At 42.1% G+C, this 13109-nt stretch carries 12 protein-coding genes; 9 read left to right on the plus strand and 3 right to left on the minus strand.

Annotated elements, in window-relative coordinates; genetic code table 11:
- The first annotated feature begins 54 nt into the window (after nt 1–54).
- Both IGI77_RS04680 and IGI77_RS04685 read left to right on the plus strand, forming a co-directional pair.
- Complete coding sequence (locus IGI77_RS04680; RefSeq protein ID WP_438769587.1) at nt 55–354, plus strand: hypothetical protein; 300 nt, start codon at nt 55–57, stop codon at nt 352–354.
- A gap of 72 nt (nt 355–426) precedes the next feature.
- Nucleotides 427–885, plus strand: coding sequence for a GNAT family N-acetyltransferase (locus IGI77_RS04685; RefSeq protein ID WP_005225310.1), 459 nt, complete (start codon nt 427–429; stop codon nt 883–885).
- Between the two features lie 255 nt (nt 886–1140).
- Here IGI77_RS04685 and IGI77_RS04690 read toward each other — a convergent pair whose 3' ends face one another.
- Nucleotides 1141–1980, minus strand: coding sequence for a helix-turn-helix domain-containing protein (locus tag IGI77_RS04690; protein ID WP_438769588.1), 840 nt, complete (start codon nt 1978–1980; stop codon nt 1141–1143).
- Between the two features lie 114 nt (nt 1981–2094).
- On the opposite strand from IGI77_RS04690, the gene IGI77_RS04695 reads away from it, so the two are divergent.
- Entirely contained in the window at nt 2095–2973 is an 879-nt protein-coding gene (locus IGI77_RS04695) for a DMT family transporter (protein WP_438769589.1), read from the plus strand.
- A gap of 74 nt (nt 2974–3047) precedes the next feature.
- Here IGI77_RS04695 and IGI77_RS04700 read toward each other — a convergent pair whose 3' ends face one another.
- Nucleotides 3048–3188, minus strand: coding sequence for a hypothetical protein (locus IGI77_RS04700; protein ID WP_005237363.1), 141 nt, complete (start codon nt 3186–3188; stop codon nt 3048–3050).
- 611 nt (nt 3189–3799) lie between these two features.
- Between IGI77_RS04700 and IGI77_RS04705 the strand changes: the two genes are divergently transcribed.
- Nucleotides 3800–5440, plus strand: coding sequence for an SH3 domain-containing protein (locus IGI77_RS04705; RefSeq protein ID WP_086338612.1), 1641 nt, complete (start codon nt 3800–3802; stop codon nt 5438–5440).
- Between the two features lie 244 nt (nt 5441–5684).
- The gene (locus IGI77_RS04710) at nt 5685–7457 is read left to right on the plus strand and encodes an oleate hydratase (RefSeq protein ID WP_074536535.1); all 1773 of its coding nucleotides are present in this window, start codon (nt 5685–5687) and stop codon (nt 7455–7457) included.
- Between the two features lie 86 nt (nt 7458–7543).
- Here the strand turns inward: IGI77_RS04710 and IGI77_RS04715 are convergent, their stop codons facing one another.
- Nucleotides 7544–8332, minus strand: a complete 789-nt coding sequence (locus IGI77_RS04715) for a MerR family transcriptional regulator (protein WP_438769590.1) — start codon at nt 8330–8332, stop codon at nt 7544–7546.
- Nucleotides 8333–8405: 73 nt separating this feature from the next.
- On the opposite strand from IGI77_RS04715, the gene IGI77_RS04720 reads away from it, so the two are divergent.
- From IGI77_RS04720 to IGI77_RS04735, 4 genes are all read left to right on the plus strand, one after another.
- A complete protein-coding gene (locus IGI77_RS04720; RefSeq protein WP_142967020.1) occupies nt 8406–9029 on the plus strand; it encodes a GNAT family N-acetyltransferase in 624 nt (207 codons plus the stop codon).
- A gap of 156 nt (nt 9030–9185) precedes the next feature.
- Nucleotides 9186–10025, plus strand: a complete 840-nt coding sequence (locus tag IGI77_RS04725) for a Cof-type HAD-IIB family hydrolase (protein ID WP_159161305.1) — start codon at nt 9186–9188, stop codon at nt 10023–10025.
- Nucleotides 10026–10133: 108 nt separating this feature from the next.
- Nucleotides 10134–11081 (plus strand): hypothetical protein, encoded by a 948-nt coding sequence (locus IGI77_RS04730; protein WP_060792887.1) that lies wholly within the window; start codon nt 10134–10136, stop codon nt 11079–11081.
- A gap of 228 nt (nt 11082–11309) precedes the next feature.
- Nucleotides 11310–12974: a peptide ABC transporter substrate-binding protein gene (locus IGI77_RS04735; protein ID WP_016610573.1), complete on the plus strand. Its 1665-nt coding sequence runs from the start codon at nt 11310–11312 to the stop codon at nt 12972–12974.
- The last annotated feature ends 135 nt before the right edge of the window (nt 12975–13109 follow it).

Genomic DNA, 13109 nt, shown 5'->3' on the forward strand with positions numbered 1-13109 from the left:
ACGTGCTATTTGTTGTGTAAAAGAAAATGGTATACTATCCCAAAAGGAGCGACCATGAAACTTTCAGAAATGCAAAAAGCGATTTATCAAAACAAGATCGATCACCAATTCAATGTCACAAATATTGATAAAGAGTTTTTGGCTTTATATGGTGAAGTAGGGGAAGCCTTTGACGCGTATCGGAAGCAACAAGAGGTAGGAGAAGAATTGGCGGATGTGGCGATTTATCTTCTTGGGATAGCGGAAATCCTTTCCATCGATCTTGAAGCAGAGATTCATAAAAAAATGGCCGTCAACCAAAAGCGTCGTTATACGAGTTATGGCAATGGCTATGCCAAACGAATCGATAAATGATACACGCACAAAAACTAGTGGATTCCTCGAGTATAGGCCCTTACCGAAATAGAAATGAAAGCAGGAGATAGGATGGAAAAGAACGTAAGCATGCGTGAATTAACCACGGCGGATTTAGCAGAAGTCGTGGACCACTATATTGCCGTATTTTCAGCAGAACCATGGAATGACCAATTGACAGTGCCGCAAATCACCGACTATGTATCTTCAATGATGGCAATGAATACTTTTATTGGTTATCGACTAACAGACCGAGCATCGAATGAATTGATTGGTCTTTCATTAGGCTTTATCAAGCCCTGGTATCAAGGAAAAGAGTATGTGATCGATACCTTTTTAATTACTGGCACGCATCAAGGAAAAGGCCTTGGTTCCACTTTTTTAGAAAGAATCAAAGAAGATCTGCTCAAAAAAGAGATCCCAACGATCCTGTTAGATACCGAAGAAAGTATGCCGGCAGCGGATTTTTACAAAAAGAATGGCTTTAAACCGCTACCAGATAATGTAAGCTATTATTTATCTCTAGAATAATAATAGCTTGTCAATAAATAAAAAAGTCTGCGAAAAAATCGCAGGCTTTTTAGTTATGCACAGTTTCAACAGGTTTATCCACAATATGTTGTAGGAACATGTTTTCGCCTACTAAATATTGGGTGTGTGGTTTTTAGAAAAGGATTTCAAAGAGATTCTTATGGACCAATGAGCGTAAAAGTGAAAAAAGTACTGAAACGCTTATAGAATATAGCAATATTTATCTAGATGAGAGGCTCTGTTGGTACCGATCAGCTAATTTCTATCATCTTCGCGATAGGTTTTGCGATACTGTAGCGGCGTTAAACCAAATTTACGCTGAAATCTTTTGCTAAAGTAGCTCAAGTGATTGAAGCCAACGTGGTAGCAGATGGTTGAGATCGGCTCATCCGTTTCAATCAATAGGTTTTTGGCTTGAGACAATCGATAATCAATCAGATAGTTGATTGGGGTCAATGTCGTGTATTGCCGAAAAAGGGCGGTACAAGTATGTGTATTGATGGCAGCAGCTTTAGCGATCGCAGGAACCGTTAATGGTTCTTGATAATGCTCATGGACAAATGCCAGCATTAAGTAGATAGTTTCTTTCTTTGGTGAAGCAGGTCTTGCAGCCATTAGCTGTGAAAGGGCAGCTAAAAACAATTCATAGAGAGTAAATCGTTGTTCAATAAGCAGAGGCAGACGCACGGTTTGAACAAATGCTTGATGTTGGGCGGTTAAGGTTAAGCGCCGATAGCTGCGGGTGCGATCGTGGACTAATTGTTCGATCGCTTCTTTAAAAACAGGGTCAGCGATAAAGCCTGAAGAAAAATCAAAGCAGCAATATCGGACGTTTTCTGAAGCTAAAACAGCACCATGGAGTACACGGCTATTAATAATGATCGCCTCATTCTTGCTTAGCAAAATTTGCTCGTCGTCTATCGTATACACGAAGCTACCTTCTTCGACCCATACAATTTGCAGCTCGTCGTGCCAATGCAGAGGCAATTGGTCGCCACGCTTTTGTTGCAAGCAACGTTGATAAATTGCGAAGGAGCGATTTGTAGTTGTATGTTTGGTCGTTTCTTCGTTTTCTTCTGTGCGTTCAAAGTACATACCGCACCACCTTTTTACAGAATAGTGTTAAAAACAATCAGGATATTGACAAAATTTCACTATCTGATTCGGTATAATACTAACAAAGTAAAGTGAAAGACAAAAGGTGTTTTTATGAAAAAAACAGTTGGGATTGTTTATGCTTGTTCAGCAGCAGCTTTGTGGGCAGTTTCTGGCATCGCTGGACAAATTTTATTTACGAAATATAGTATTTCAGCAAATTGGCTCGTTTCAACACGATTGGTTCTTTCAGGGTGTTTGTTGCTAAGCATTGGGTTAAAGGATCGCGCTCGATTGATTTCCCCATTTCGGGAGAAAAAGGACTTCATTCAGCTGCTCTTGTTTTCTTTCTTAGGCATGTTTCTCGTTCAATTTACCTACTTTAAAACGATTGAGCAAAGCAATGCTTCGTTTGCAACGATTATTCAATATACAGGACCTTTCTTTGTTTTACTCTATGCCGCGATAGCCAAAAGGCAGCTCCCCTCTTTAAAGACATGTTTCTGGTTATTGGTAACCTTACTTGGTGTGACGGCTGTGGCATCAAAAGGACAGATTGAGCAATTAGCGACTTCCCAATCTGCACTAGGCTGGGGGTTAGCATCAGCGATATCACTAGCTTTTTATTCTATACAGCCGCGTAAACTCTTGCAAAAATATGGGAGTTTACCAATTGTCGGCTGGGGGATGTTGATTGGTGGAGGCTTGGGGAATGTGGTTCATCCAATGTGGCAGATCGGTAGTCAACTGAACGTTCAAGTAATTCTTTATTTGCTGGTGGTCATTTTATTTGGAACAGCACTAGCGTACTTGATTTTTTTAACAAGTTTACGCTATTTATCCTCAACACTTGCAACAGTTTTAACAGCAGTTGAGCCACTGCTGGCTGCTTTCTTATCGATCATTGTTTTTCATGATCACTTCACAGTGGTGGAGCTAGTAGGATTTATGGCAGTTATAGGGAGCATCATGTGTTTACAAAAAAAATTGTGAAAAAGACGAGATTCGCCAAAATCGGTGAAGTCTCGTCTTTTTTATAAATCAACAGAAAAAGAAAACGCAGGAGTCTACGCTTTCTTTTTCTGTTCTTCTTTTTTCTTGTCTGTGGTCGGTACGGAATCTAGGGCTTTTTTGAAAATCTCTTCTTTTTTCGTTTTATAGTTATGTTGTCGTTCAGCATACACTTTTTCTTTCGTCTTTGTTTTCATACTCGGTCACCTCTTCCTTTTTTTAAGTATAGCATGATTTCACAAACTTATGCAAATCCTTGGTTTTCTCCTTGGTGTTATAATCTTTCTCGTAAAATATATTGTGAAAATATTTCTTTTGGCAGAGATGAGGGACTTCTCTATTAAAAAATTCGCATCCGGTTGGAAGCGATGTAACAGGATTTCATCTAAGCGTCGATCACACAGGTGAAAGCAGCGTTCTTTTTGAAACAATTTTTTCACAGAATCCCTCGTGTAAAAAAGGAATGATAAATGGGTGGTTTTAGTATCGATTTTTGAAAAAGGGGATCAGGAAAGAAATGTTATTCAAATAACAGTCTTGTTTTTCAAAAAGTGGGTTTGTTTGCAAAAAAAATCCTGTTTTTATTCGCGAATTAAAATAACGTTGAATGAAATAGCGTTTTTCTCTAGTTTATAGAAATCTTTGTAAATAGAGTGCCATTGAGCAACATCAAAGAGAAAGTAATCAAAAAGAATAACGCAGGAAAATAAATGACACGTTTTATTAAACGTAAATTAAAAAAATACAAAACGAAAACAATATCAAAAAATATTAATTTTTGTTAAAATGGGGTACAGGGGGTGTTTTATTGGAATCTCGGAAAATTAAACGTAAGCGTTTAGTGAAACAAAAACGGTCCCTTTTCGTACAAAAAGGATTGGGTATCACAGCAGCGTTAGCATCGACTTCAGGTGTCTTTACGTCTCTTGCCCATGCGACCGAAACGACAAACGCTTCGTCATCAACCAACACAACTGCTACTCTTGCCAGATCGTCAGCTGAAACGGCGATCAATCGACAATTTAAAACAACAGCTTCACTGAATGTTCGTTCAAATGCTTCAACAAGTGCCTCTATCGTAAGTGGTGTAGGAGCAAATACAACAATCACTGCGGTGGCTCAAAAGAACGGTACCTCAGTGAATGGCAATACAACATGGTATAAGCTATCAACAGGCGGCTGGATCTCAGGGGCTTATGTGAAAAGCACTTCAGGCTCTTCTTCTGCCAATACAGGCTCGTCCAATTCGTCGTCTTCATCGGAAAAAGCAATTTCGAAATCAGTGAAAACGACCACTGCATTGAACGTCCGTTCAAATGCAACGACTAGTTCTAGTGTCGTACGTGGACTAAGCAGCAATGCGACGGTGAAAGTCGTTGCACAAAAGAGTGGAACGTCGGTGAATGGCACGACCACTTGGTACAAATTGTCCACAGGTGGTTGGATCACGGCGGCCTATGTCAAAGATGTTTCCAGCAGTTCGACAGGAAATAGTTCTTCTGGCGGCAACACAAGTGTTTCTGCAGAAACGGCTATCAACAAGAATGTGAAAACAACAGCGGCATTGAATGTCCGTTCGAGTGCCTCAACAAGTGGTAGTGTCGTTGGCAGCCTAAGCAACAGCACGACGGTGAAGGTCGTTGCCCAGAAAAATGGCACATCCGTTGGCGGCACCAATGTTTGGTACAAAGTATCGACTGGTGGCTGGATCACAGCGGCATATGTACGTGACGTCACGTCTAGTTCTGGAAATACAAGTAATAACAATAATTCAAACACAGGTTCAAGCAACACTGGTTCATCAAACGGCTCAAGCAATGCGAGTGAGCAAGCCATCAATAAAACGTTCCAAACAACCACTGGTATGAATGTCCGCTCAAATGCATCGACTTCTGCAAGTGTAGTCAGCAGTTTGGGCAGCAATGCGACCTTCAAAGCAGTCGCTCAAAAACAAGGAACGTCAGTCAATGGCAATGCCACTTGGTATAAGTTATCAACGGGTGGCTGGGTATCTGCAGCGTATGTGAAGGAAGTCAGTGCAACGACTCCTGGCAACAATAACAACGCAGGCAATACCAATGTTCCGATGAGCGTGAACGGAGCAGCGATCGTTGCAGAAGCTAGAAAACATATCGGCACTCCTTATCAATGGGGAGGCAAAGGACCAGATGTCTTCGACTGTTCCGGGTTTACACGCTACGTCTTCTTAAAAGTGACGGGCAAAAACATCGGTGATTGGACAGTCCCACAAGAAAGCGCAGGGACAATCATTCCTGTCTCGCAAGCACAAGCTGGCGACTTGCTGTTCTGGGGTCAAAAAGGGAATACCTACCACGTAGCGATCGCTACCAGTAATACAAGCTATATCCATGCGCCAAGCACGGGTTATACAGTCACCGAAGCACAATCAGGCTTTTCGACTGCTAGCTTCGCTCTACGAGTGAAATAAATGTTTCATTGAAAAAGCAAAGGGTTTGTCCTTTGTTAGAAACGCCCCTAAGAAAGCTGCCATCAGTTTTCTTAGGGGCGCTTTTTGGGTTGGGCGCAGATCTTTTTAAAAGGTGGGTCTTTGCCCTGTTTTTTTGACAAAAAGGCCGATTTGTCAAAATCACTTGTTTTTACTAGTACAAATTTTTGTCAAAAAAAATAGTTACTGATACCATAAAAACGTACCAATATTAGGAGGGATCTACATGAGATATACGAACGGAAATTACGAAGCTTTTGCAAGAAGCAGAAAACCGAAAGATGTCGAAAAGAAAGAAGCCTATATTGTTGGTGGGGGATTAGCAGGACTTGCTGCGGCAGTCTTCTTGATCCGTGACGGCCATATGGCGGGTGAGAAAATCCACGTCCTTGAAGAACTTTCTTTATCAGGCGGTTCATTAGACGGAAAATTCATTCCCCATGATGGATTTGTGACCCGCGGCGGTCGAGAAATGGAAAATCATTTTGAGTGTCTGTGGGATCTATTTCGCTCGATTCCATCTTTGGAGGTGGAAGATGCTTCGGTGCTAGATGAGTTTTACTGGTTGGACCACGATGATCCAAATTCGTCTAACTGTCGGATCATCCACAATCGCGGCCAACGAGCAGCAGATGATGGAGAATTTACCTTGTCTGCTACAGCACAAAAAGAATTGACCCAATTATTTATGACTTCAGAAGATCAATTGATCGGGAAAAAAATCGAAGATGTTTTTGGCGATGAATTCTTTGAATCCAATTTTTGGCTATACTGGTGTACGATGTTCGCCTTTGAAAAATGGCATTCGGCGATTGAAATGCGCCGCTATGTGTTGCGTTTTGTGCACCATATCGATGGCTTGCCTGATTTTACTGCGTTAAAATTTACCCGTTACAACCAATATGAGTCATTGGTCAAACCACTACTTGCTTATTTGGAAGAACAAGGAGTTGACTTCCAATATGAATGCACCGTCAGCAATATCGATGTTCGGATCGTGGGCGAGGAAAAAGTTGCTCAAAAACTTGTGCTGGAAAAAGCGGGAGCAATCGAAGAAATTCCTTTATCAGAAGATGACTTGGTCTTTGTTACCAACGGATCGATCACTGAAAGTTCCACGCAAGGGGACCATTATACTCCAGCGCCTATCTCAAAAGCACCTGGTGGCAGCTGGCGTTTATGGAAAAACTTGGCGGCGCAATCGCCTGAGTTTGGTCATCCAGAAGTCTTTTATGAAAACTTACCTGAAGAAAGCTGGTTTGTTTCGGCAACCGTGACTTGGCAAAATTTTGATGTGGAACCTTATTTAGAAAAATTGACCCATCGCAAGTTACGAACAGGCAGAATCGTCACTGGCGGGATCATCACCATCAAAGATTCCAATTGGATGATGAGCTTTGCGACCCATCGCCAACCGCATTTTAAAGAACAAAAAGACCAACAAACGATCACATGGGTGTATGGCTTGTTGTCAAATACACCAGGGAACTACATCAAAAAACCAATTGAACAATGTTCTGGACAAGAAATCGTGCAAGAACTGCTTTACCATTTAGGCGTGCCAGAAGCAGAAATCCAACGCATTTCAAAAGAATCAAGTGTGGCAGTTCCAGTCTACATGCCGTTTATCACTTCTTACTTCATGCTGCGTGAACCAGGGGATCGGCCATTGGTTATTCCAAATGGCTCCAAAAACTTAGCTTTTATCGGTAATTTCGCAGAGACTGAACGAGACACTGTTTTTACAACAGAATATTCCGTTCGGACTGCAATGGAGGCTGTTTATCAGCTATTAGCTGTGGAACGTGGGGTACCAGAAGTGTTTGCTTCCGCTTATGATCTACGTACTTTGGCCAAAGCTGTCTATTATCTGACCGATAAGAAAAAAATTACGGAAATGGAGCTGCCGTTTATCGAACGGAAACTCTTGGAAGGCTTCGTTAAGAAAACCGAACATACCTACATTGGCGATCTGTTGAAAGAAAACCATTTGATTTAAATAAAACGCAACGACAACGAGGCGAAAGAAGCTGCTCGTTGTCGTTGCGTTTTTTATTTACTTTTTAGCGCAGTTTGAACGAATCATTATTCCTCAGATAAAATCCGAACTTGGATCTCTGTCAAATAAACTTGCTCGTTGCTAAGGGTCGTTTCGTGGATCGATCGTTCATAGAAGTAGTCATCGATTTGCCATTGGTGCGTCGCAATCAGCTGCTTGAGTTTTTGATAGAACTGCTTCAATCCTTCGTCATCCCCCTGATAAATGGCGGTTAAATAGCATCCTGCTGGTTTCACGAAGGAAGTCCCTTGCGGCTCTTCTTGCCGCACGTAAACGTAGTCGATGTCTTGCGTATCGTCTTTGTTCGTCCGAATCATAAAACCGTACTCGTTATTCGAAAAAAGATAAGGCTGTGCCATCAAAAGGTCGTAGGCTTGGGTGATCATCTCTGGGATGGAGCTGCCGTTTAATCTAGGACTAAGGGAGAAATATTCCTCTGGCTGTTCCTTCAAGGTGAAGGGGGAAGTTTTTTCTGCAGCCAGGCGCAAATCCGCAGCTTTTCGTTCGATGATTTTTTTGATGTTGGTCAACTGCTGAATTTTTTCATCGATGGTTTGCCGCTTGGCTTCCAATAAGTTTCTCATGGTCTCGGCATCCCCCTGCAGCGCTGTTTGGATCTCTTTTAAGGGCATCGATAATTCTTTCAATGACAGGATCAATCCGAGATCCAAAAGTTGATCAAGGGAATAATACCGATACCCGTTCTCGTCTTTGCTGTTTGGTTGAAATAGCCCAATCTCGTCATAATAGTGGAGTGTCCGAGGATTGATCCGCGCTAAGCGTGCCATTTCCGATACTTTTAATTTGGTTTTCATGAAACTCCTCCTTGACTTTACAGTTACTGTAAACTTTATACTAAGGATAGTCAACTACTGGGAGGAAGATAGAATGGATAAAAAAGTAACGTATCGACCATTTAAACGAGAAGATCTGCCTGCGCTTGTGCAAGTGATTATTGATAGCTGGAACTACGACAAGCAATTTGACAAGAAGACCGCCAAGCACTTTGCTCATGTCTTTTTGTGTTATGAACTTGCCCGTGCGACCTATTCGCGGGTGGCTCTTTTAAATGGTGAAGCTGTCGGCATCTTGTTAGCAGACAGTAAAAGCGGGAAGAAGCTTCATCCAGCGCGCTATTGGGGGAAAACGATTTGGCATGCTGGCTGCTTACTGCTTACGAAAGAAGGGAGAAACACGCTGCTGCATTATGCCAAGGAGGTGGCTGAGTTAAATCAAGCGATGTTGAAAGACTTACAAACTCCTTTTCAGACCGAAGTTGGTTTGTTTGCCGTTAGTCCCAAAACACAAGGATTGGGTGTAGGCAAGCAGCTCTTTACTTCCTTTTTAGCGATGGTCCAGCAGGACAAAACGGCTCCGTTTTTCCTTTATACCGATACCACCTGTAATTTCGGTTTTTATGAGCATATGGGCTTGAAGCGGGCAGCTGCTGTGAAACGCTGGATCAAAAAACCGATTAAGAAGGAAATCGAGTTTTATATCTATACTTCCTAAGAGTGCAGCGATGCACTCTTTTTTCATTGGCTAGTATGGTAAACTGGAAGCAAAGAAGGTCAAGGAAGCTGTTTTCGTTTTATGGAAACGGCGCTTATTTTGGTCGAAAGCGATGGCTCAACCCGCTTTCGTAAAAAGGATGGGGAATGGGAAAGGATGGTTTATTTGGAAAAAAAGCAGATAGGGTTTATTTTAAGTGATATTGATGGGACGATCTTGGATCATAAGCATCAAATCGATCTGGATTTGATTGAAGAAATCAAACGATTGAAGCAGCAAGCGATTCCTTTTGTTTTGGCTTCCGCTCGCTCCCCGAAAGGAATGCTACCGATAGCTCAAGAATTAGGGATAGAAGACTGGCCCTTGGCTTGTTACAACGGTGCCCTGATTGGAGGGTACGATCAAAAGGGCACACTGGTACCGATTTTCAGTCATGAGGTCAAAAAAGCAGAAGCAAAAACTTTGGTTGCGCGCATCAAAGCTGATTTTCCTGGTGTTTCCATCAATGTCTACTCTGGTGATCAGTGGTATTGCGAAAGAGTGGACCAATGGGCACGAGCAGAAGCGGCGATCACCAAAGAGACTCCTGTAGAAACTTCATTAGAACAACTGTTGGCACAAGAAGCTTTTGAGGTTCATAAGTTTCTTTTGATCGGCACAACGGCAGAAATCCAAGCGCTTCATGCTGCCTGCCAGAACGCTGGATTTTTAGAAAGCGCCTTTTACTTATCCAAAGAGAATTATTTGGAAGTCACTCATCAAGCTGTGGGAAAAGATAAGGCGCTAAATGAATTGGCGGCCTATTTTCAAGTGCCGCTGGCGCAAACCTTAGCGATTGGCGATAATTTTAACGACCTGCCAATGATTGCTTCAGCTGGTATTGGTGTTGCGATGGAGAATGCGCCCGAATTGGTCAAAGCAAAAGCTGATTTTGTGACGACTAGCAATACAGACCATGGGGTTGCTGATGCGTTGCGGCGATTTGTCACAGAATAGATAAAAAAACTAGGTTTTTTGAACAAATTGATTGACTTTCATTTCTACTCTCCTTAAACTTTTAGCTATACCTAAAAAGGTAAGTGTTTGTTGGAAAGAAGGAGAAAAATGAATAAGAAGATCGAGAAGACATTGACCAAATTTGCCGAGCCGTTGGGGCTCTCCGTTGATACTTCCACTGGGGTGATTTATGGAACGTATCATAGTTATAAACTTTTTTTAGTTCAAGAGAATAACAATAGTTATTCTCTAGTGGCTCATTTTTCACTTAGCAAAGATGGCGAACTTCCCAACCAAGAAGAAGTCAAAGAAGTTTTAAGTGAGTCAAAAGAGATCATCGACTGTGTGATCCAAGGATATCAAGTTGCCTATACTTTACGCGGAGCGATGACTGCAGGGAAAACCGTGGACAAGTTACGTACTGCGTTGGACCAGTTGACGAATTTTTTGAAGACGAAAGGCTTCCAAAATGCTTGTACCTTCTGCGGCGCGGTCACTGAGCCGGTTTCGCTGTATGCTATTGGCGGCGCTCCCGTCATTGCCTGTGAAGCTTGCTTTAAGAAACAACAAGAAGCAGTCCTTGCGCAAGAACGGGAAAAAGGGCAGAAAAAAGAAAATTGGTTAGCTGGAACCGTGGGTGCGTTTCTTGGCTCACTGATTGGTGCCGGCGCAATTATTTTATTAGGACAACTGGGGTATGTTGCTGCATTGTCTGGGATCGCGATGGCGATCTGTGCCATCAAAGGGTATGAATTATTAGGTGGAAAACTCAGCACAAAAGGTATTATTAGTAGTATTATCGTCATGATCATCATGGTCTATGTCGGGAATCGTATCGACTGGTCGATCAGTGTAGCAAATTATTACACGGACGTTGATGTCTTCTATGCCTTCCGTATTTTACCTGATTTGATTCGTGAAGGATATTTGGAAGCGAGTCAATATTACGGAAACTTAGGTCTGGTCTATCTCTTTACGGCGATTGGGGCTGTGCCAACTATTATCGCTACGGTACGAGAGGGGAAAGTGACGCGTCAAAGCTATAAAATGGAGTAATCCACGTTTCTATCCAAAGATAAAAAAACACAAAGCGAGATCTTTTTCGCTTTGTGTTTTTTGTTTTTGTGTCATAAATAATAACATGCAGTGTTAACATAAAAAATAAATAATAATAAAATGAGAAAAATAGCTTGCTTTTATAATTAATATTTATTAAAATCTTATTTACATTCAGAGTTTTGTAATAATTCTGAAAATTTTGGATTTTCATAAGGGGTAGGTAAGATGAAGAAAAAATGGGGATATGGTGTCGTCGCTGTTTGTGGAATCGTATTAGCAGGTTGCTCAACAGGAGGGACATCAAGTACAGGTGAAAGTTCAAGTGGTAGTGGGACAGCAGCTGCCGAACAAATTTTTAATGTTGTGGTTCAACAAGAAATGCCGAGTGCCGATCTATCCTTAGCCACCGATACGATCAGTTTCAGTGCTTTAAATAATGTGTATGAAGGGTTGTACCGCTTAGATGCTGATAGTAAGCCCGAACCAGCAGGTGCCGCCGAATTAGCGGAAGTCAGTGAAGATGGTCTGACCTATAAATTGAAACTACGAGAAGATGCCAAATGGTCAAATGGAGAACCAGTAACGGCAGCGGATTATGTGTTTGGTTGGCAACGCACCGTAAGTGCGGAAACAGGTTCTGAGTATGCGTACTTATTTGCGCCCGTAACCAATGCCGAAGCGATAACAGCAGGTGAAAAAGATGCCTCAGAATTAGGGATCAAAGCAGTCAGTGACTATGAATTAGAAATCACGCTGACGACACCTACGCCATACTTCCAATACTTATTGGCATTTCCATCCTTCTTCCCACAAAGCCAAGCAGTCGTAGAAGACAACGGCGATCAATATGCTTCAACAAGCGACAATGCCGTTTACAATGGACCCTTTGTGTTGGCTGGCTTTGATGGGCCAGGAACCGATACAGAATGGTCATATGAAAAGAACGACCAATATTGGGACAAAGAGACGGTGAAACTTGATACCATCAATGTTAGTGTCGTAAAAGAATCATCGACCTCCTTGAATCTATTCCAAGATGGGCAAGCAGACGACGTCATCTTAACAGGAGAATTGGCACAGCAAATGGCCAATGATGAAGCGTTTGTGTCAGAACCATTAGCCCGTACTTCCTATATCGAGTTGAATCAGCGCGAAGAAGATTCGCCATTCCGCAATGAGGATCTGCGTAAAGCAATCTCTTATGCCATCGATCGTGATGCATTAGTGACATCGATTTTAGGGGACGGTTCATTGGCTTCCACAGGATTGATACCAAAAGGAATGACCTTTAACCCAACTGATAATACTGATTTTGTCGATGAAGCGGAAAGTGTCATTGAATACGATCAAGAAAAGGCCAAAGAACATTGGGAAAAAGCCAAAGAGGCGTTAGGAATCGATTCCTTGAGCTTTGAAATTTTGGCTTCTGATACAGATTCAACCAAAAAGGCCATTGAGTATATTCAAAGTGCGATTCAAGACACGCTGGATGGGGTGAAAGTTAGCCTAAGTCCTGTTCCTTTCTCCGTTCGTTTAGATCGTTCAAACTCAGGTGACTTTGATGTCGTCATGGGTGGTTGGGGAGCTGACTATGCGGATGCTAGCAGCTTTACTGATTTGTTTGTTACCGACAATTCCTACAACCGCGGTCGTTGGACAAGTGAGGAGTACGATGCAGCAGTGAAATCGTCTGCCACGACAAACGCTGGCAATCCAGATGCTCGCTGGCAAGATTTGTTAGATGCAGAGAAAATCATTATGGATCAACAAGGGGTCATCCCTGTGTACCAAAACGTTGAAGCTCATTTACGTGCACCAAAAGTAAAAGGGGTCGTATCACACGGTGCTGGTGCGCAATATGACTACAAGTGGGCAGTTATTGAAGAATAAGCGCCTAAAGAAGAAACTGGTTTTGCGTAAGCAAGCCAGTTTTTTTTCTTGGGCTTTGTTCTTACTTACACAATGTTAGTAATGAGAGCGGATGCAATTGTTTATAAAAAAACAAAAAAAGTTGGCAAGGGATCA

This window comes from Enterococcus sp. DIV0213h (genome assembly GCF_051711285.1).
GTDB lineage: Bacteria > Bacillota > Bacilli > Lactobacillales > Enterococcaceae > Enterococcus_D > Enterococcus_D casseliflavus.